At 69.3% G+C, this 20,048-nt stretch carries 13 protein-coding genes; 7 read left to right on the forward strand and 6 right to left on the reverse strand.

Annotation, left to right across the window (positions count from 1 at the left end; translation table 11 throughout):
- Positions 1-33: 33 nt before the first annotated feature.
- Positions 34-1,023: a M56 family metallopeptidase gene (locus tag ASE96_RS13595; protein ID WP_056431363.1), complete on the reverse strand. Its 990-nt coding sequence runs from the start codon at positions 1,021-1,023 to the stop codon at positions 34-36.
- Between the two features lie 6 nt (positions 1,024-1,029).
- Positions 1,030-1,416, reverse strand: a complete 387-nt coding sequence (locus ASE96_RS13600; RefSeq protein ID WP_056431365.1) for a BlaI/MecI/CopY family transcriptional regulator — start codon at positions 1,414-1,416, stop codon at positions 1,030-1,032.
- A 356-nt stretch (positions 1,417-1,772) separates the two neighbouring features.
- Between ASE96_RS13600 and ASE96_RS13605 the strand changes: the two genes are divergently transcribed.
- Genes ASE96_RS13605 through ASE96_RS13620 form a run of 4 tightly spaced genes read left to right on the forward strand, consistent with a single transcriptional unit; the run spans position 1,773 to position 9,078 of the window.
- Positions 1,773-3,368, forward strand: coding sequence for a cytochrome ubiquinol oxidase subunit I (locus ASE96_RS13605; protein ID WP_056431368.1), 1,596 nt, complete (start codon positions 1,773-1,775; stop codon positions 3,366-3,368).
- A gap of 37 nt (positions 3,369-3,405) precedes the next feature.
- Positions 3,406-4,455 (forward strand): cytochrome d ubiquinol oxidase subunit II, encoded by a 1,050-nt coding sequence (cydB, locus tag ASE96_RS13610; protein WP_056431371.1) that lies wholly within the window; start codon positions 3,406-3,408, stop codon positions 4,453-4,455.
- Between the two features lie 6 nt (positions 4,456-4,461).
- Entirely contained in the window at positions 4,462-8,064 is a 3,603-nt protein-coding gene (cydD, locus tag ASE96_RS13615) for a thiol reductant ABC exporter subunit CydD (RefSeq protein ID WP_056431374.1), read from the forward strand.
- A 21-nt stretch (positions 8,065-8,085) separates the two neighbouring features.
- A complete protein-coding gene (locus tag ASE96_RS13620; RefSeq protein ID WP_056431377.1) occupies positions 8,086-9,078 on the forward strand; it encodes a GNAT family N-acetyltransferase in 993 nt (330 codons plus the stop codon).
- A gap of 45 nt (positions 9,079-9,123) precedes the next feature.
- Here ASE96_RS13620 and ASE96_RS13625 read toward each other — a convergent pair whose 3' ends face one another.
- The 3 genes from ASE96_RS13625 to ASE96_RS13635 all read right to left on the reverse strand — a co-directional run bounded on the left by ASE96_RS13625 (position 9,124) and on the right by ASE96_RS13635 (position 13,366).
- Positions 9,124-9,642 carry a DinB family protein gene (locus ASE96_RS13625; RefSeq protein WP_056431380.1) on the reverse strand — a complete coding sequence of 173 codons (519 nt, stop codon included), beginning with the start codon at positions 9,640-9,642 and terminating at the stop codon, positions 9,124-9,126.
- 85 nt (positions 9,643-9,727) lie between these two features.
- Entirely contained in the window at positions 9,728-10,162 is a 435-nt protein-coding gene (locus ASE96_RS13630) for a hypothetical protein (protein WP_056431383.1), read from the reverse strand.
- Between the two features lie 675 nt (positions 10,163-10,837).
- Entirely contained in the window at positions 10,838-13,366 is a 2,529-nt protein-coding gene (locus ASE96_RS13635) for a DNA gyrase/topoisomerase IV subunit A (RefSeq protein WP_056431386.1), read from the reverse strand.
- Positions 13,367-13,433: 67 nt separating this feature from the next.
- Here ASE96_RS13635 and ASE96_RS13640 point away from each other — a divergent pair, with 67 nt between their 5' ends.
- From ASE96_RS13640 to ASE96_RS13650, 3 genes are all read left to right on the forward strand, one after another.
- Positions 13,434-16,124 carry a bifunctional acetate--CoA ligase family protein/GNAT family N-acetyltransferase gene (locus tag ASE96_RS13640; protein ID WP_056431389.1) on the forward strand — a complete coding sequence of 897 codons (2,691 nt, stop codon included), beginning with the start codon at positions 13,434-13,436 and terminating at the stop codon, positions 16,122-16,124.
- 172 nt (positions 16,125-16,296) lie between these two features.
- Positions 16,297-17,040 (forward strand): DUF5998 family protein, encoded by a 744-nt coding sequence (locus ASE96_RS13645; protein WP_056431391.1) that lies wholly within the window; start codon positions 16,297-16,299, stop codon positions 17,038-17,040.
- 1 nt (position 17,041) lies between these two features.
- Positions 17,042-18,292: an alkaline phosphatase family protein gene (locus ASE96_RS13650; RefSeq protein WP_056431394.1), complete on the forward strand. Its 1,251-nt coding sequence runs from the start codon at positions 17,042-17,044 to the stop codon at positions 18,290-18,292.
- A gap of 62 nt (positions 18,293-18,354) precedes the next feature.
- Here ASE96_RS13650 and sepH read toward each other — a convergent pair whose 3' ends face one another.
- Positions 18,355-19,749 (reverse strand): septation protein SepH, encoded by a 1,395-nt coding sequence (gene sepH, locus ASE96_RS13655; protein ID WP_056431398.1) that lies wholly within the window; start codon positions 19,747-19,749, stop codon positions 18,355-18,357.
- Positions 19,750-20,048 lie beyond the last annotated feature (299 nt).

The raw sequence follows: 20,048 nt of genomic DNA on the forward strand, positions 1-20,048 counted from the left end.
GCGCTTAGGCTCCGAAGGTGGTCGCCGCAGGTGTCAGCCGAGTAAGCCTGGAACGATCAGCAGGGCCGTGGGAACGGCCAGCAGCAGCAGGCAGGCAGCCAGCACAGCGACGCGCACGGGTTCCGGCAGCGGTGGCTGCGGGGAGAGCAGGCGGCTGACGCGGGACGCCGTCGTCCGCGCCGAACCCGCGCCGCCGGTGGCACCGGGCTGGCCGGGCTCGACGTCGGACAGTTCCGGTCCGCCGAACGCCATCCGGGCATCCGGGGCACCGGGGGAGCCGCTCGCCACAATCGCGATCGCCTTGATCAGGGTGGCCTTGCTCTCGGTCTTCAGCGCGACGTCGTCGGCGAGCATCTCGATCAGCGAACTGACCGCTTCCTGGGCCAGGCGTGTGGTGGGCAGCCACGGCAGGGCCTGGCGCCACGCCGCAAAGGCCCAGAGCAGCAGATGGTGGCGCTGGTCCAGGTGGGCGTTTTCATGGTTCAGGACCGCACGGAGTTCGGCGGGTTCCAGGGCCGCCATCAGCCCGTCGGAGAGCACCGTGACCGAGCGGGCACCACCCGGCAGGCAGTACGCGACGGGGGAGTCGACGTTGATCACCATGGTCCGCGGGCCGTCAGCGGACGGGGATGCGAGCAGTGCTAGCAGCTCGCGGTGCCGCCTCCGCTGGCGCTGGATCTTGTAGTACGTCAGCAGCAGGGTGAACACCAAGTGGGCTGTCAGGAGTGCAGCGGCCGAGAGGGCGAAGATGTGCCAGAAGCCCAGCGCCGTGGTGGGCGCATTATTGAAGACCATCCCGGCCAGGGCCCTGAGGCCGGCCAACAGGTTATCCCCGACCGGTTCCAGCCCGTACACCAGCATGGCGCCGATCATGGACAGCCCGCCGGCGAGGGCGATCGCCTGCCACAGCAACATGGCCGTGAACGGCGAACGCGCAGGCCACTGGGCGCGGGAAAGGAGGATAGGCACCGGCCATGCCAGCACTATCGCCAGGACCGCCAGAAACCATGAGGTCCAGAACATCGGGCGCTAGCTGAGTCCCAGCAGTTTGCGCAGCGTTTCTGCCTCGGTATCGGTGACGGAACCAATAAAGCGGGCCAGCACGGCCTCGCGGTCCGGGGCGGACCCCAGGACCTCGTGCATCAGCTCGGCGGTGTGGTCTTCACGGCTGGAGACGGCCTGGTAGCGGTGCGGGCGGGTGCCGCGCTCACGCTCCACGAGGCCCTTGCGCTCCAGGCGCGAGAGTACGGTCAGTACTGTCGTGACGGCGAGGTCCTTGCCCACATGCCCGGCGGTGCCGTTTTCCGCACGCGTACTCTGGGCGAGCAGATCACGCAGCGTGTTCGCCGTGGCAGCCTCATGGCCTGCCCAGAGCAGATCCATCACTGCCCGTTCCAGTTCACCGAGACTTGCCATTCCGTACGTCCTTCGTGAGTGCCGTTCCGGCGAATCGACTCTGCCGGGGCGGTAAGTGAATACTTCAGTCTTAAATTTACCGTGTTTTGCGAATAGTTTCTACATGAAGTAGAACTGCGCGGCCCGGGCGTGTCGCGCACCGGGGCTGCGGCCGGGCCGCAGCCCGACTACGCCCCGGGGCGTAGAGGTTGAAGGGCGCCAGCAGGTGAGGTGTCGTGGCCGGCGGCGCCTCCATTGCGGGCCGGAGCGCCCCGTGGGACTCTGGGGTGCAGGGAACCTTCAAAGTGTTCTACACTCGGTAGAAGAATCTTTCTACGGGACGTAGAAGTTGCTCGCCTAGCAAAGTAGGGACTGCCTTGGACGCCTTGGAAATCGCACGCTGGCAATTCGGAATCACCACCGTCTACCACTTCATGATGGTGCCGCTCACGATTGGCCTTGGCCTCGTGGTCGCCGTGATCCAGACGATGTGGCACCGCACCGGCAAGCCGGAATACCTCCGGATGACCAAGTTCTGGGGCAAGCTCTTCCTGATCAACTTCATCATGGGCGTCGCCACCGGCATTGTGCAGGAGTTCCAGTTCGGCATGGCCTGGAGCGAGTACAGCCGCTTCGTGGGCGACGTGTTCGGGGCGCCGCTGGCCATGGAAGCGCTGCTCGCCTTCTTCGTGGAGTCGACGTTCCTCGGCCTCTGGATCTTCGGCTGGAAGCAGCTCAAACCGGCCGTCCACCTTGCCTGCCTCTGGATCGCCGTGATCGGATCGGTCTTCTCCGCCTACTTCATCATTGTGGCGAACAGCTGGATGCAGCACCCGGTCGGAGTAGAGATGATCGACGGCCGTCCGGTGATGACCGACGCCTGGGCGGTCTTCACCAACAACACCGCCCTCGTCGCCGTTCCGCACACCATCTTCGGTGCCCTCGCCGTCGCCGGGGCGTTCCTGCTGGGCATCGCCTGGTACCACCTGTGGCGCCGCCGCCACGACGGCATCGACACGATCGGCGAGGACGGCAAGGTGGTCCCCGGGGAGTCCGCCATACCCGGTCGGGACCGCGCCGACCACGCCGTCTGGATCCGGTCCCTGCGGATCGGCGCCGTCGTCGCCATGATCTCCTTCGCCGGAACCGCCATCACGGGGGACCTGCAGGGCAAACTCATGTTCGAACAGCAGCCCATGAAGATGGCGGCCGCCGAAGCGGCCTGCCACGACGGCACCGGCTTCTCCATCCTGAGCATCGGCAACGTCGGCTCCAAGAACTGCGATGACATCGTGGCGCTCATCGAGGTGCCCGGGATCCTGTCCTTCCTCGCCAAGGGCGATTTCACCACCGAGGTCCAAGGCGTCAACAGCCTGATCGACCAGTACAAGGCCGACTACGGCACGCACCTGCCGGACAACCCCATCTACGGGGAACGGGCGGGGCAGGAGATCCAGTACGTCCCGGTCATGGAGGTCACCTACTGGGGCTTCCGGATGATGATCGGCTTCGGCGGACTGGCGGCGTTGGCCGCTTTGATTGCCCTCTGGGTCACCCGCAACGGGACTGTCCCCGCCTCCCGCGGCCTCATGCGGCTGGCCGTCTTCGGGATCCTGGCGCCGTTCGGGGCCAACGCCGCGGGGTGGATCTTCACCGAGATGGGCCGGCAGCCGTTCGTCGTCGCCCCCAACCCGGACCCCAGCGGAATCGACCAGGTCTTTATGTTCACCGCCGCGGCCGTCTCACCCGGCGTCTCGGCCGGCGAACTGCTGACCTCCCTCGTGGTGCTCACCGCCGTGTACGCGGTGCTTCTCGTGGTCGAGGTCAGGCTGCTGGTCAAGTACATCCGCGGCGGGGTGGTCGCCGCCATGCCGGAACTCGCGCACGTCCCCGTGGACGAGAACGAGGACGCCACTCCCAAGGGCGGTGGTCCCGGCAAGCCCGGGGACGACGTCCTGGCCTTCGCCTACTAAGCCTTCGCCCGCACAAGAAACGCAGAGGATACTCAGCATGGAACTGCTTCCCACCATCTGGTTCATCGCCATCGCGGTGTTGTGGACGGGCTACCTCTTCCTCGAGGGCTTTGACCTCGGCGTCGGGATGCTGATGAAAGGCTTCGCCCGGAACAACACCGAACGCCGCGTCCTTCTCAATACGATCGGCCCGGTCTGGGACGGCAACGAGGTCTGGCTCCTGACCGCAGGCGGTGCCACCTTCGCGGCCTTCCCGCTCTGGTACGCCTCCCTGTTCTCCGCCCTCTACCTGCCACTGCTGCTGGTCCTCGTGGCACTGATCTTCCGGGCCGTGGCCTTCGAGTACCGCGGCAAAGTGGACAACCCTCGGTGGCGGGCTCGCTGGGACTGGGCCATCTCGCTCGGCTCCCTCGTGGCGGCCTTCGGTGTGGGAGCCGCACTGGGGCTGACCACCACCGGACTCCCCATCAACGCGAACGGTGACCGCGAAGGCGGCCCCTTTGCCTGGTTCAGCGCCTACGCCGTGCTTGGGGGCCTCGCCGTCGTCGGATTCTCGCTGCTGCACGGCCTCGCGTTCCTGGCCCTGAAGACCGACGGCGACGTCCGGCACCGCGCACGCCGGTGGTTCGTCCGGCTCCTGCCCGTCCTGCTGCTGCCAATGGCGGGCTGGGCGGTCAGCCTGCAGCTGATCAGCGGCGAAGTGTGGACCGTGGTGGCCGTCGTCGCCGCCGTCGTGGCCGCCGTCGTGGCCTGGAACTTCGCCCGCACGGGCGCCGAAGGCCGCGCGTTCCTGTCCCTGGGGACCTTCCTGCTGCTCGGCAGCGCCTCGATCTTCGGCGCCGCGTTCCCCGTCGTGCTGCCGTCCACCCTGAACCCGGACTTCCACCTGACCATCTCCAACGCCTCCTCCTCGGACTACACGCTGGGACTGATGAGCATCGTCGCCTGCATCGGGCTGCCGCTGGTCCTCGCGTACCAGGCCTGGACGTACTGGGTGTTCCGGCGCCGGGTGAGCCACGCTCACATCCCCGAGGCCCACAACTTCCTCCCCGCCATCGCCGCCAAGGCACTGGCACCCAAGGACTAGCACCCGATGAGACCGCAGTTCCCCTCCGGCCCCGCGAACCGCATCGCCCTCTACCTGCTGGGCCTCCTCGCGGCGCTGAAGGCCCTGTCCCTCGTGCTGATGGCGCAGGCCGTCGCGTCCATGCTTGCCGGGCTGATGGCCGGAGACCCCGCCTGGGGTGCACAGCTGTACTGGGGCGTTTCGGGGGTGGTGCTCCGGTCCCTGACGGTCTGGGCGCAGGCCGTGGCTTCGCGCCGGGCCGCGCTGGGGGTAAAGGAGGAGCTGCGCTCCCGGTTGCTCGAGCGGGCATTGCGCAACGGCACCCGGTCAGCGGGCCCCTCCGATGGCGGCCTCGCCATTCTCGCGACCCGGGGGCTGGACGCCCTGGACAACTACTACACCCAGTTCCTGCCCGCCTTGGTGAACTGTGCAGCCATCCCGCTGCTGCTGGGCGCCCGCATCCTGTATGCCGACTGGATCAGCGCTGCTGTCATTGTGCTGACCGTGCCGCTGGTGCCGCTCTTCATGGTGCTGATCGGCCGCTACACAGAAGACCGCGTCCGGGAAGCCCAGTCGGCCCTGTCCCGGCTGTCCGGCCACATGCTGGAGCTTGCCAAGGGCCTGCCCGTCCTCGTCGGACTGGGCCGGGCCACCGCCCAGCGCAAAGCCCTCGAGGACCTCTCCGAGGAATACCGCCACCGGACCATGGGGACCCTGCGGACCGCGTTCCTCTCCGCCCTTGCGCTCGAACTCATCGCCACCATCTCCGTCGCGGTCGTCGCGGTCTTCATCGGTGTCCGCCTGGTCCACGGCGACATGGCACTGGAAGCGGGACTGCTGGCCCTGATCCTCGCCCCCGACTGCTACCTTCCGCTCCGGGAGCTCGGCACCGCCCACCACGCCAGCGACGAAGGCCGTGCGGCGCTCGCCGAAACCACCGCCGTCCTCGAGGCACCCGAGGCCGCGCCCTTGGTGCCCGCTGCTGCCTCCGTTGCGGCTGTTGTCGGGGCAGCATCCGGATCCCGGGAGCCCGCGGCCCCGCCCACCCTCAGCGTGGCCGGGCTGACCGTCCGCTACGGCGGCAGGACGGACGCCGCCGTCGGGCCCCTGAGCTTCACCGCCGCACCCGGCCGGATCACCGCCCTCGACGGCCCCAGCGGCGCCGGCAAGAGCACGGTCCTGGGGGTCCTGGCCGGCACCATCGGAACCGGCGGCGGCCCTGACCAAAAGACCACTGTCACCGGACGGATCGCAGGATTCACGACGGCGGACCTTGCCTGGGTGCCGCAGCACCCCGTGATGGCTGCGCCCACCGTGCTGGACGAGGTCCGGCTGTATCTGGGAGTTGCCGGGGGGCGGGCCGACGGCGCCGGCGATCCGGGGCTCGCCGCGGACGCCGACGCTATTGCCCTGGGCTGCCTGGCAGCCTGCGCCGCGGAGCATCTCGCCGCCAAGCATCCCGCAGAGCTCAGCCCGGGGGAGCTGCGCCGGGTGGCGCTGGCCCGCGGTCTCGCCCGGATCGAGGCGGGAGCCCGTGTGTTGCTGCTCGATGAACCCACCGCCCACCTGGACCGGGAATCCGCCACCGCCGTCAGCGGCGCCATCGCCGCGCTCCGCGGAAGGGTCACCGTCCTGCTGGTGGCCCACGACCGGCAGACCCGGGAACTCGCCGACGTCGTCGTGGCAGTGGCACCCGGCGTCGCGGGCACGGCCACCGCCGCCGCTGTCCAAGATGCCGACGCCGCAACCGCCACACTCACGGGTGCCGCCGCCGGGACGGCTGCCCTTGCCGCACTCCCGTCCGCAGCCGACCCGTCCGCATCCGGGATGCACGACCTCCTGCCGTCAGACACCCCGGGCCCAGGCGTGCCGCAAGCCGGCGCGATCCAGGCCGGCGCGACTCAGCCCGGCGTGCCGCAAAACGCGGACACACCACTCTCACCAGGCGGTTCTACGGCAGCCCGGCTCCGCCGCCTGCTGGCACCGGTCGCAGCCAAATTCGCCGCGGCCGGCGCCGTCGGCACCCTGGCGGCCCTCTTCGCCGTCGCCCTCGCCGGACTGTCCGGCTGGCTCATCATCCGTGCCAGCGAGCAGCCGCCCATCCTGTACCTGCTTACAGCAATCGTCGGCGTGCGGTTCTTCGGCATTGGCCGGGCAGTCCTGCGCTACCTCGAGCGTCTCCTGCTGCACGACGCCGTCTTCGCCGCCCTGACCCGGCTCCGCGGCAGGCTCTGGGAATCACTGAGCCGCCGCGCCCTCTCGCTGCGCCGGCTGCTGCAGGGCGGCAACGTCCTGGGCACCGTCGTGGACGACGTCGACACGGTCCGCGAGCTGCTGCCCCGCGTGGTCCTGCCGCCGCTGACCGCCGTCGCCGTCGCGGCAGCTGCCGTCGCCAGCGTCGCGTGGCTCCTGCCGGCCGCGCTCCCCGCCGTCATCGCGGCCGCCCTGGTGAGTCTCGTGGCGGCCCCCGCCCTGGCGCTGGCCGCGGACAGGATGTCCGCCGGTACCGAGCAGCGGCTCCGTTCCGGAGTGCTCCGCCAGGTGGCGGCGGCCCTCGACGCCCGCGCCGAACTCCACGCCAACAGCGTGGCCGGCCCGGTGCTCGACGCCATCACCCGCGCCGACCGTTCTGCGACCGCCGCGTCCCAACGCTCGGCATGGGCCGAAGGACTCGGCCAGGGACTGACCGTACTGGCTTGCGGGACGGCCGCCCTGGCCAGCGCCGTGCTGGCCGCTCCGCTGGCTCTTAGCGGAGCCGTGGAAGCGTCGACCGTCGCGGTGGTCGTACTCTTGCAGCTGGCGCTCGTGGAACCCTACGCGGCCATCACGACGGCGGTCCGCCAGTACCCGGCGCTGCGTGCCGTGCTGGCACGCATCGGCGAAGCCGGCGTCCTGGACAGCGCCGATGCCGACGCGTCCGGCGGGCTGGTTCCCGTTGTCGGCCGGCCCGGCGGCAAGCCCGGGATCGAGCTCCGGGACCTGGCCGCGGCGTGGCCGGGCGGGCCGATGGTCTTCACCGGCCTCGACGCCACGGCCGACCCCGGGCGCTGGCTTGCCGTCACCGGTGGGTCGGGGTCCGGAAAGTCCACCCTGCTCGCCGTCGTCCTGGGCTTCCTCCCGGCAGCCAACGGCCAGATCCTGCTCAGCGGGCGGGCGGCCTGGTGCCCCCAGGAGGCGCACCTCTTTGACTCGACCATCCGCGGCAACCTACTGCTGGGGCTCCCGGAGGGCGACCGCGGGGGAGAGCCGGAGCAGCGGTTGCAGGACGCCCTGGCGGCGGTGGGCCTCGGGCCGCTGGTCGGGCGCCTGGAGCATGGCCTGGACACACGGATCGGACCAGGAGGGGACTTCCTCAGCGGCGGCGAGCGGCAGCGCCTCGCAGTGGCCCGCACCCTCCTGACCGGAGCGGACGTGATCCTGCTGGACGAACCCACGGCCCACCTGGACGCGGAGTCCGGCCGGGAGATGCTGGCTGAGCTCCGGCACGGCCTGCGGGACCGCACCGTGGTGCTCGTGACGCACAACCCGGAGGACATCTCCCCGGACGACAGCCGCCTCGACCTCGACCGACCGGCGGCCGGGCACACAGCACCCTCGCCGGAGGCAACGCCCTTGCTGGCGCGGGGGTAGGCCGGACGTTAGCCTGTTGCCATGAACGGATTCGCCGAGCCCTTGGCCAGCCTGGACACCCGCCTGCAGTGGCGGCCCGCCGTGACCGACGACCTGGACAGCTGGGCGGCGCTCATCGCCCGGACTGCCGACGTCGAACGGCCCGTCTGGTTTGAGCGCCGCGCCGACCTGGAACAGGTCCTCGAATCGCAGGCGAACCCGGCCGCGGCGAACACGATCCTCGGCTTCGACGCGCAGGCCACCGCCAGGGCTTACGGCCGGATCACCAAGAACCCGGAGGGTGAGAAGGCGATCGGGTACGGCTGCGTCGATCCGGTATGGCAGGGCAGGGGCATCGGGGCCGGGCTGCTGGGCTGGATGGAGGCACGGACCCGGCAGCGGTTCGCCGAGGACGCCGTGCCGGGTTCCAGCCCACGGCTGCGGCTCCACATGGAAGAGCAGCACACCCACCAGGCCGCCCTGTTCGGCGACGCCGGCTACCGGATCGTCCGCTACTACCACGAGATGCACCGCCCCCTCACGGACCACCTCCCGGAGGCGCGCCTGGACGACGGGCTGGAAATCGTGGGCTTTGGACCCGCGTTGCACGAGCCCGTCCGGCTGGCGCACAACGAGGCTTTCCGGGATCACTGGGGCAGCGAGCCCCGGGACGAGGAGGCCTGGGGCTTTGTGGTGAATGATCCACTGGCCCGGCCGGACCTGAGCGCCGTCGCCGTCGAACGCTCCACCGGAAGAGTGGCCGGCTACCAGCTTGCCAGCCACGACGCCGTGAGCGCCGGGACGAGGGGCTACAAGGAGGGCTACACCGACCTGCTGGGTGTGCGGCGCGAGTTCCGCGGCCGCGGGGTGGCGCAGGCCCTTCTCGCCGACGCGATGCGCCGCTTCGCCGCGGCGGGCATGGACAAGGCCTCGCTCGATGTCGATTCGGAGAACCCCACCGGTGCCCTGGCCCTGTACGCCAAGATGGGCTATGTCCCCGTCAACAGCAGCATGGCGTGGGACAAGGAACTGTAGCTTTCCGTCCAGGCGCCATCAGGCCGCGCGCTACCCCTCCACGCGTCAGCCATCCACATCGTGGAGGTGATGGACGACGTCGTGCAGGAAGTACTGCGCGAACGTCAGCACGGTGAACTCCGAGCCGTTGCTGCGGGTGCCCTTGCGCCCCCACTGTTCCTCGGGGATGCGCCCGAAGGAGGCGGCGATCTGCTCGCCCTCCGCGGTGAGTTCCGTGCTGACCTCGGCCGGGTCGGCGTTGGCATAGTCCTTCTCGACGGCGGTCACGTCCTGGTCCCAGTCCGCGAACCGGGCGTCGTCCTCGGTCAGCATAAGGCCGAGCCGGTGGTCGAAGAGGCTGAACACGTCGCGGACGTGGCAGGCGTATTCGAGGACGGACCACGTGTTTTCGTCCGGGCGTTCAGCCACGTCCGGACGCCGCAGGGCGGACCGCCAGCGGGGGAGCATGTTCTCCACGATCCCCGGCGCTGTCGCAGGTGTCGCCACCGAGGCATCAAAACCGCACTCCGCGCAGGTCCGCTGCAGGACCCAGGTCCAGTCCTTGATATCCGGGATGATAGGCATGCGAGCAGTCTAAGGGTATTTCTTCCGGAGCACCGGATGGGCCGGTGGTGGTCGACGGCGGGCCGGAGCCGGAGCGTCGGGTTGACTACGGAGACAGCCGCATCGTGGGGGCGTCTTCCCACGAGAGACTTTTCGGCGGCGCCGTCACAACCGCGGTGATTCCCTGCGACCGGAGTTCGGCTACAAGGATTCGCAGCATTCCGTCGGCCATGCCCGTTGAGAGTTCGCCTTTTGTATCTGCATAGATCAATGGACCCAAATCGGTCAGGTAGACATCGGAAACATAGTTGGGAGTGTACTGGGGGAATTCGCCAGTCATCTCCTCACGCGTCAGTTCCGCGCCGTTCTGATCTACGGAATAGAAGCGAACTGCAGCCGCCCGCAGTGCCTTGGCCGCCTTGTCCCGGTTGTCGGACACCACAAGAAACATCGGTGAGGTTTCCCATCCGCTTCCGAGGGCGGCCTCGTGCTTCTCGCCCTGCCGGTCGAACAGGTGGGGTTCGACCGTCACGTTTGCCATGGCTGCTCCGGTCGCGCTGCTTGTTGGCGTATGGGACGGGCCTGTTCGTCCCGTTTGTCCGGCCGGGACTGCGGCTGCGGAAGCTGCGGCTGCCGAGGCTGACGGCTGCGCAGATGACAGTGGCGGAGAGGTTGAGGGAGCGGCCTGCAGGCTGCCGGAGCATCCGGACAGGGCCACCGCCACAGATACGAGCACGGCACCGACCCGCAGTCGTTTCGACACGTAACCCCCAATATCAGCACACCTGCGGACTGGGGTCATCGTACGGCACGGGTCCGGGCCGGGCTAGGCCATCGGCCACCAAAGTTCAATGCCTTGCGGTTCAATCCAAGCGGAGATTATGCTTCCCGCAAGTGGAACCTGAAGGATATGAGCCTTCGGTTCCAGCCGCGGGCCTCTCATCCATAACGGTGTGCACCCTCGAGCGGGGCACGACTTAGAGCGTGCCGAGTTCTACGCAATTCAGGACCGAAAACCAATGTCCGTTTGCTCGAAAACCCCTTATCAAACACTCCGGTCTGCGGAGCTCGCCCTCTGCCGGCCATTCACCACGGATGGCCGCCATGAGGGGACCTATAGCGGCCATTTGTGGCAAATGAGTGAGCGGTGGGCGTGACGGCTGCCCCGGGCGTCGACCTAAGCACGGCCCGCGGCCCAAACAGCACCCGCGGGGGCCTAGGCCTCCGCGGGCTCCTGCTGCCAGGCCATGCTCGGGCCAATCGCATCGATGGCCTGGGACAGCGGAATGCCGGACCCGTCGCGGCGGCCGTGTTCCCCGGGCAGGGAACGGGCCACACCGGCCAGCGAGGACGCCTTGGCGGGGCCGTGACCGGCCCACGCGAGCAGCAGGGTGTCCTCACCCTTGAGGAACCGGTGCGCCCGGACCCCGGCGGTGGCGCGTCCCTTGGCGGGGTATTCGGCGAGGGCGGTGACTTTGGCGGCACCCGGGGCGGTGCCGGGCAGCGCCCCTTCCGTGCCGGCGATGGTCACCACGACGGCATCGCTGTCGGCCGGGCTGGCGGCGCCAAAGAACAGCACCCGGTCCCCGGCGGCCAGCTTGATACCGGCCATACCTCCGGCAGTCCGGCCCTGCGGACGGACCGCGGAGGCCGGGAAGCGCAGCAGCTGCGACTGCCGCGTCACGAAGACGAGGTCGACGTCGTCGGAGCCCGCGGCAGCCACCCCCACCACGGTGTCCTTGTCCTTGAGTGCGATCACTTCCCAGTCCTCGCGGTTCAGCGGATAGTCGGGCTGGACGCGCTTGACCACGCCCTGGGCGGTACCAATCGCCAGGACCTCATCCAGCGGCGCGAAGGCCACCAGCGATTCGCCCTTGAGGAGGGTAATGAAGTCCTTGGCCGGCACACCGCCGGCCAGGTTCGGGGTGCCCGAGGTCGGCGGCAGCACGGGCATGTCCATCACCTGGAGCCGGAGCATGCGCCCCTGCGAGGTGATGGCCGCGATCTCGCCGCGTGCCGACGTTTTGACCACCGAGGTGAAGACGTCGTGCCGGGTCCGCGGGCCGGCCTCGGCGAGGCTGTCCTGGTTGGCGGTGCGGGCGATCTGGCCGGAGGCAGTCAGGATCGCCCAGCAGGGGTCGTCCGCGATCTCCAATGCGAGGGGAGCGGCCTTGCCCTTGGCCCCCGGCGCGGCGGCCAGGGCGGCGACGGTGGGGGAGACGGCTTCGGATTCGAGCAGCACGGTGCGGCGGGGGGTGCCGTACTTCTCCGCGATCTCGGCCAGTTCTGCGGACACGAGGGCCCGGAGCCGCTCGCTGGAGCCGAGGATGGCTTCCAGCTCGGCAATCTCGCGGCGCAGCTCGTCCTGCTCCTTCTCAAGTTCGATCCGTGAGTACTTGGTCAGCTGCCGGAGCCGGAGCTCCAAGATGTAGTTGGCCTGGATCTCGGAGAGGTCGTAGATGGACATCAGCCGTGTCCGGGCCGCGGCCGCCTCGTCCGAGGAACGGATGATCTGGATGACCTCGTCGATGTCCACAATCGCGATCAGGAGCCCCTCCACCAGATGCAGGCGGTCCTTCTTCTTGCCGAGGCGGAAGGCGGTGCGGCGGCGGACGACGTTGATGCGGTGTTCCACGTAGACGGAGAGCAGCTGGAGCAGCCCCAGGGTCTGCGGCTGCCCGTCCACGAGGGTGACGTTGTTGATGCCGAAGGAATCCTCCATCGGAGAGTAGCGGTACAGCTGCTGAAGCACGGCGTTGGGGTTAAATCCGTTCTTTAGTTCGATCACGAGGCGCAGGCCGTGCTTGCGGTCCGTGAGGTCCACGATGTCGCTGATGCCGGTGAGCTTCTTGCCGTTGACGGCGTCCTTGATCTTCTCGATCACCTTCTCCGGCCCCACCATGTACGGCAGTTCCGTGACCACCAGCCCGGTGCGGCGGGCCGAGAGCTGCTCCACCTCCACCTTGGCCCGGGTCTTGAACGAGCCGCGGCCGGTGGCGTACGCGTCGCGGATCCCGTCCAGCCCGACGATCCGGCCGCCCGTGGGCAGGTCCGGGCCGGGGACGAACTTCATGATGTCCTCGAGCGTGGCGTCCGGGTGCTCGATCAGGTGCCGCGCGGCGGCGATCACTTCCACCAGGTTATGCGGGGCCATGTTCGTGGCCATGCCGACGGCGATGCCGGTGGCCCCGTTGACCAGCAGGTTCGGGAACGCGGCCGGCAGCACGTCCGGCTGGGTCAGCTGGTTGTCATAGTTGGGGACGAAGTCGACGACGTCCTCGTCGAGGTGGTCCGTCAGGGTCAGCGCCGCCGCCGCCAGCCTGGCCTCGGTGTACCGCGGGGCGGCCGGGCCGTCGTCGAGCGAGCCGAAGTTGCCGTGCCCGTCAATGAGGGGCAGCCGCAGCGAGAAGTCCTGGGCCATGCGCACCATCGCGTCGTAGATGGCGGTGTCGCCGTGCGGGTGCAGCTTGCCCATGACCTCGCCCACCACGCGGGCGCTCTTGACGTGGCCGCGGTCCGGGCGCAGGCCCATCTCGCTCATCATGTACAGGATGCGCCGCTGGACGGGTTTCAGCCCGTCGCGGGCGTCCGGAAGGGCCCGCGAGTAGATCACCGAATAGGCGTACTCGAGGAACGATCCTTCCATCTCCGACGTGACGTCGATATCGACGATATTCTCTGTGAATATTCCTGCGGAATCGGGGCTGGCTTCCCCTGCCGGGGACGGGGTCTGGCGGCGGGCCATGAGGCGGGTGGGTCCTTCTGAGGGGTGCTGAACGTGTGCTGCAAAAGTTTATGACTAGGCTAAGCCTATGGTGGATCAGCCCGTGGACGGTGTATATCCGGAATATTGGGAAGCCGATGTTGTCCTGCGCGACGGCGGGACGGCACATCTGCGCCCGATCCACCCGGCCGACGCGGACGCGGTCCAGGCCTTCCACGTGGGGCAGTCGCAGAAGTCCATCTACATGCGCTTCTTCGCGTTCAAGTCCAAACTCTCCTCGAAGGAACTCAAACGGTTCACCGAGGTGGACTACAAGGACCGCGTGGCCCTGGTGATCACCATCGGCGGCGAGATCATGGGCATCGGCCGCTACGACCGGCTCGATGACCCCGCGGAGGCCGAGGTCGCGTTCAACATCGCCGACGCGCACCAGGGCCGCGGCATCGGCTCCATCCTGCTCGAACACCTCGCCGCCGCCGCCCGGGAAAACGGGATCCGGAAGTTCAGCGCCGAGGTGCTCCCGGAAAACCGGAAGATGCTTATGGTGTTCTCCGACGCCGGCTACGACGTCAAGCGGCATTTCGACGACGGTGTGGTCAGCCTCGAATTCAACATCGACCCCACGGACAAGTCCCGCGCCGTGATGGAATCCCGGGAACACCGCGCCGAGGCCCGCAGCATCCAGGAACTCCTTGCCCCGTCCTCCGTGGCCGTGATCGGTGCCAGCCGCAAGTGGGGCACCGTGGGCTACCAGTTGCTGGAACACATCATCGAGGCACACTTCACCGGCCCGGTCTACGCGATCAACCCGGAGGCCTTCGAGCTCGCCGGCATGCTCTCCTTCGGCCGCCTCTCCGAGGTGCCGGGCCCGGTCAAGCTCGCCATCATCGCCGTTCCCTACGCCGAGGTCCCCAAGGTGGTGGAGGAGTGCGGTGCCGCCGGGGTCAAGGGGATCGTAGTGGCCACCGCCGGCTACGCGGACGACGGCGAACGCGGCCTCGCCCGCCAGCGCGAACTCGTCCGGCAGGCCCGCTCGGACGGGATGCGCGTGATCGGTCCCGCCTCGCTGGGCATCATGAACACCAACCCGGCCGTGTCCCTCAACGCCTCGATGGCGCCCTCGCTGGGGCGCCGCGGCGGGCTGGGCCTGTTCAGCCAATCGGCCGCGATCGGCGTCTCCCTCTACGCGGCTTCCAGCCGGCGCCGCGTCGGGATCTCCACGTTCCTCTCGGCCGGCAACCGCGCCGACGTCTCCGGCAACGACATGATGCAGTTCTGGGAGGACGACGCCGACACCACCGCCGTCGGGCTGTACCTGGAATCGATCGGCAACCCGCGCAAGTTCTCCCGGCTGGCCCGGCGCCTGGCCCGGACCAAACCCGTCATTGTGGCGAAGTCCGACGCGATGGGCCTGGGGCTGCCGCCCGGCCACGCCGTCCGCACCACGCAGGCGCCGCCGGAGGCCCTCGACGCGATGATGCGCCAGGCCGGCGTGATCCGCGTCGAGACCATCGAACAGCTCATGGACGTCGCCCAGATCGTCTCAAGCCAGCCCCTGCCGAAGGGCCCGGGGGTCGCCGTGTTCAGCAACTCCCAGGCGCTCGGCAAGGTGGTTGCGGACAGCGCGGCGAAGCAGGGGCTCGGGGTGGAGCGGATCGTCACCGGCGTCGATCTCGACGCCGGGATGTCCGTGGCGCTGCCGGCGCTGCGGCACAGCCTGCAGGAGGTCCTCACTGCAGACACCGTTCACTCTGCCGTTGTGGCGTTGCTGCCCGCCCGTGGCCTGACCGTGGAAAAGATCGCCGGGGTGCTCGCCGAGTGTTCGGTGGCGGCCGGCAAACCCGTGGTGGCGGCGTTCAGCGGACTGCTGGACCCGTCCATCTATGTGGAAGGGATGGTGGGTGACGAGGCCGGATCAACGGTGGTTCCCTGCTACTCCAACCCCGGCGCGGCAGTGGCCGCGCTGGGATCCGTGGTCCGCTACGCCCAGTGGCTGGACCGGGACCAGGGCCTCTTCATAGAGCCTGAGGGCTGTGACCCGGACGGCACCCGCGACGAGCTGGAGAGGCTGCTGTCCGGGGTCGGGGGCGAACAGCTCGTCCGTTTGGACGCGGAGACGGCCGCGGGCCTGCTGGCCCGCTACGGCATCAGGGTGGTTCCGTCCGTTGGCTTCGACACCGCCGAGGAGGCGGTAGCTGCAGCGGACCGGCTCGGCTGGCCGGTGGCCCTGAAGACCACCGACCCCGCGCTGCGGCACCGCCTGGACCTCGGAGGGGTGCGCCTGGACATCCAGGACGCCGACTCCCTGCGGCGGAACGTGCTGGAGATGCGCAGATCGCTGGAACGCTACGGCTCGCCGTCGCTGGAAGTGCAGACGATGGCTCCGGTGGGACAGGCCTGCACGTTCCGCGCCATCGAGGACCCGCTGCTGGGCCCGGTGGTCTCGTTCGGCCTGGCCGGTGATGCGGTCAACCTGCTCGACGACTGGGCCCACCGGGTGCCGCCGCTCTCCGGCTCCGACCTGCATGACTTCATCCGGGCCCCGCGGGCCTCGCGGAAGCTCTTCGGCTACCAGGGGTTGCCGGCCGTCGACGCCGGGGCGCTGGAGGACCTTGCCGCCCGGCTCACCCGGCTCAAGGACAACCATCCGGAAATCGCCCTCGTCGACTTCAACCCCGTGCTCGCCGGGCCGGACGGGGCCGCCATCCTCTCCGCCGACGTCCGGATCGCAAACGCCGCCCAGCGCACCGACAGTGCCCGCCGTGCCATGCGCAGCTGATTCGCCAGGCGCAGCTGATCGCCCGGCGCAGCTGATCCCCGGCGCGCTGAGAGCCAGGGGGAGCTGAGAGCCCCGGGGAACGGAGGGCTGCAGGGAGCGGAGGGGCGCCGAGGGGCGCTGCCGGGCCGGCAATGGTTAGCATGTCCCCAACCGATCTGTGAAAATGGAGACCATGAGCTTTCAGTCTCCGACACCCAAGCCCCAGGCAACCGTCTCCGGACGCCCGGGCACGCACCACCACGGCCTGCATGACCACAGCGCGCAGGGCCAGAGCCTGGAAGGCGCCCTCCAGCAGGCCGGCTTCTACCCCCGGCTGGTGGCCGACGTCGTTGCCGACGCCCTCGACGGGCGCGACTGCGTGGCCCACCTGGTGCACCTCGAGACGCACTTCGACCGCGCCGAGGTCCGCCGCCACATCACGGTGCTGGTCCTGACTGAGGACATGCTGGTCATCACCCACGTGGACGACCAGCAGCTCGACGAGGCGGGGGAGCAGACGGTAGCGCAGGTCTCCACCGAATCCGTGCCCGTCACGCAGATCCGCTCCGTGGTGCTCAGCTACGTGTACGCCCAGCCACAGGACTACAAACCATCGGATCCGGTCCGCGAGCTGACCCTCTCCATCGCCTGGTCCGGCGGCCAGCGCCTCGACATGGGCCCGGCCAGCTGCGGCGACCCGCAGTGCGAGGCCGACCACGGCTACAGCGGCACCATCGCCCAGGAGGACATCGTGCTCCGGATCAGCGCCGAAGCAGACGGCCTGCAGGCCGTCCAGGACGCCAAGCTCTTCGCCCGGGCCCTCCGCGCCGTAAACACCGGATCCTCCGCTCCGACGCCCCACACCGGGCCCGGGCTCCCGCCCCGCCCGCGGATGGGCGTCTTCGGAAACCGCGCCAGCCGCGGCCACCAGCGCTGAGATGACGCCGGTCCGCGTGCCCGAACCGTTGTCCTCCGCCCCGTCCCTCCCCGAGGCCACCGCGCAGGCCACAGCACCGGGCCTGCCCGCGGCCCCGGCGTTCGGGGACCGCTCCGTCGCCGAAGTGCTTACGAGCGCCGCGGCCAGCCTGGGTGTTCCCGGCTTCGAGAACCGCCTGCACCTGCCCGCCTCCAAGCGCGTCTGCGTGGTCCTCGCCGACGGTCTGGGCCGCAACCTGCTCAAGCAGAAATCGGCGCACACACCGTTCCTTCGCTCCGTCATGCAGTCCGGCCAGGGGCGGGTGCCGGTCGCCCTGGATTCGGCGTTCCCCTCCACCACGGCCGCCTCCCTGGCCAGCTTCGGCACCGGGCTCGCGGCCGGACAGCACGGCATGGTGGGCTACGACGTGCTGGACCCGGACCAGGACCGTGTGGTCAACATGCTGGGAGGGTGGGACGCCGGCGTCGACCCGCAGCAGTGGCAGCCGTTCCCCACCGTCTTCGAACGGGCCGCGGACCACGTCGAGGTCACCACCGTCAGCCTTCCGCAGTTCAGCGACTCCGCCATGACCCGGGCCGCGCTCCGGGGCGGCCGCTATGTCACCGCCACCACCTCGCACGCCAGGACCGCGGCCGCCGCCGATGCAATGGCCGGTGCGGACGGCTCGCTGATGTACTTCTACGTCAATGAACTGGACAAGGCCGGTCACCGCCACGGCTGCCAGTCACCGCAGTGGGAGCACCAGCTCGAGGAACTCGACGCCACCGTGAAACGGCTCAGCGCCACCCTGCCGGCGGGCACCACCATCCTGCTCACGGCGGATCACGGAATGCTCGACGTCCCGGAATCCCAGCGCATCGACTATTCGGCCGACCCGGATCTCATTGCCGGGGTCCGCCACACGGCGGGCGAGCCGCGGATGGTTCACCTGTATCTCGAAGAGCAGGACGACGACGCCGGCCGCGTCCGGCTGCTTGACGCCTGGCGGGCCCGTTTCGGCGAACGGATCTGGGCCTTCACCCGGGAGGAAGCCATCACCGCAGGGCTCTTCGGCGAGGTCCGGGCCGAAGTCGCCCCGCGGATCGGCGACGTGATGATCGCTGCCCGGGAGCCGCTGGCTTTCTATGACACCCGGCGCGTCCGGCCCACAGCACTTGACGTCGTGGGCCAGCACGGTTCACTGACGCGGGCTGAACGGGAAGTCCCGTTGCTGTGCTTCCAGGCGGACGGAAAAAGGGCCCCCCGCGCCTGACGGCGCGTGGTGGCTGCCAGCCGTGTTTTGACTGCCGGCCGGGGCCCGGGCTCCGCGGCTAGTTAGTCGCCGCGGGCGCCGAAGACGATTTCGTCCCAGCTGGGAATGCTGGAGCGCTTGGACTTCGCCGGCTGCCGCTCGGGCTGCTCCGCATCGCGGTCGTCCCGGGCCGGGGCGGGGGACTCACGCTGCTGGCGCCGAGAGGTCCCGCCGCCCAGGAGCTCGTCGAGCCCCGGGCTGGAGGTGGGTCCCTGCTGGCCGACGGGCCGCAACTGCGACGCCGCAATGGTGATTTCCCTGGTGTCGGTGCTGACACCGTCATGCAGTTTCAGGGCGTCGTCCGGCTCGTCTTCATGGCGCGGAGCCAAGGTCAGCCGCGACATGATCGAGGGCCTGCCGTCGCGGCGGCGTTCCCACGGATCGGAGACCGGGCTGGTTTCCGTCTCCGCTGCCTCCACGCGCTGCGGGGCCGGGATGTCGGCTCCGTCTGCGTCAATGTCACTGTCGGCCCCGTGCTCTTCGCTGCCCTGCTCACCGTCTTCCGGGCCGGCCGGTACCTCGGCAAGGACCTCGGCGGGCCTCGGATGGGCCGCGGGTACGCTGCTGGTCAGGAGCTTGGCGAGGGCGTCGTCGGCGTCTTCGTCCACGCCGAGGCGCTGGCCGCGGCGGGAACGCAGCATGTCCAGCAATCCGTCGGACTCCTGCTCCTGCTTCAGCTGCTGGACCACTTGGAGCTGCGCGGTGGCGGTGCGGGCGGCAGCATCGGCGTCGGTCTCAAAATCAAAGGGTCGGTCCGAGACGGCCGTGAGCCGGCGCGCGGGGACGGGACCGTCGAGGGGCTCCAGTTCGCTGAGCTGCTGCGCCCAGCGGTTCGCGTTCTGCAAGGATTTCCGGGCCGGGCTGAACGTCCACATGGCCGGCGGTTCCTCACCGATTCCGGCAGGGCCGCCAGGCTTGGCCTCGAAGCGCGCCACGACGTTCCAGCTGCCATCGGGGCGCCGCCAGGAGTCCCATTCCACAGAGGAGGCTTCAATGCCGTGCGCACTGAGCCGGTGGGCCACCATGTCGCCGAGTGAAGCCGGGTGGTCACCGAACACCGAACGGTACACGTCGTGGCCGGGGGCGGGGGCGGCCACCTCCACCTTGCGGGCCTGCTGGGCAACGTACTCACGCTCGGCGAGCACAGGACCCTCGTAGCGCTGGACTTTGGCGAGCGGAATCCCGGAGAGCTCCGCCACCTCTGCCGCCGTCGAGCCGCTGCGGATCCGCGCCTGGATATCGCGCGGGGACATGGCAATGGGCGCGGCGGCCGCGACGGAGGCGGCCTTGGCCGTTGTCCGGCTGGCTGCCACCCGCAGTGCTTCATCGATTGGCAGCTGGAACATCTCGCCGCCGGCGCCGCTCAACAGGAGATGCTCCCCGTCGTCGTGGACGCCTACAAGCCGTAGATCCTGCATACAAATCCTCCACCCTGGCATTACTAACAATCGAAACTCTGCCACCGATGCGGGCCAATTCCGGTGAGGAGGGAGGGCGCGCCGTGATTTTCCGCGAATTTGCGCCGCTTTTCGGCTGATCAGCGGATCCGGCGGGCGCCCGTCCCCGGACACGGCGGCCGGAGCCTGCCGTCACGGACCAGAGGACTCTGGCGTTCACCGGAGGCTTAAGCAAAAATGACCCGACATCGGGCACAAAAACCGCGTGACCGGCGTTGACACGGGAGAACCGCCTCAGGAGGTCCAGGGCCACCGCCCGG

The sequence above is a fragment of the Arthrobacter sp. Leaf69 genome (assembly GCF_001422645.1).
Taxonomy (GTDB): domain Bacteria; phylum Actinomycetota; class Actinomycetes; order Actinomycetales; family Micrococcaceae; genus Arthrobacter.

Excerpts from the sequence above, each read along its gene's own strand:
- ASE96_RS13595 (WP_056431363.1), bottom strand. The coding sequence starts at position 1,023 with ATGTTCTGGACCTCATGGTTTCTGGCGGTCCTGGCGATAGTGCTGGCA.
- ASE96_RS13600 (WP_056431365.1), bottom strand. The coding sequence starts at position 1,416 with ATGGCAAGTCTCGGTGAACTGGAACGGGCAGTGATGGATCTGCTCTGG.
- cydB (WP_056431371.1), top strand. The coding sequence starts at position 3,406 with ATGGAACTGCTTCCCACCATCTGGTTCATCGCCATCGCGGTGTTGTGG.
- cydD (WP_056431374.1), top strand. The coding sequence starts at position 4,462 with ATGAGACCGCAGTTCCCCTCCGGCCCCGCGAACCGCATCGCCCTCTAC.
- ASE96_RS13620 (WP_056431377.1), top strand. The coding sequence starts at position 8,086 with ATGAACGGATTCGCCGAGCCCTTGGCCAGCCTGGACACCCGCCTGCAG.
- ASE96_RS13625 (WP_056431380.1), bottom strand. The coding sequence starts at position 9,642 with ATGCCTATCATCCCGGATATCAAGGACTGGACCTGGGTCCTGCAGCGG.
- ASE96_RS13630 (WP_056431383.1), bottom strand. The coding sequence starts at position 10,162 with ATGGCAAACGTGACGGTCGAACCCCACCTGTTCGACCGGCAGGGCGAG.
- ASE96_RS13635 (WP_056431386.1), bottom strand. The coding sequence starts at position 13,366 with ATGGCCCGCCGCCAGACCCCGTCCCCGGCAGGGGAAGCCAGCCCCGAT.
- ASE96_RS13640 (WP_056431389.1), top strand. The coding sequence starts at position 13,434 with ATGGTGGATCAGCCCGTGGACGGTGTATATCCGGAATATTGGGAAGCC.
- ASE96_RS13645 (WP_056431391.1), top strand. The coding sequence starts at position 16,297 with ATGAGCTTTCAGTCTCCGACACCCAAGCCCCAGGCAACCGTCTCCGGA.
- ASE96_RS13650 (WP_056431394.1), top strand. The coding sequence starts at position 17,042 with ATGACGCCGGTCCGCGTGCCCGAACCGTTGTCCTCCGCCCCGTCCCTC.
- sepH (WP_056431398.1), bottom strand. The coding sequence starts at position 19,749 with ATGCAGGATCTACGGCTTGTAGGCGTCCACGACGACGGGGAGCATCTC.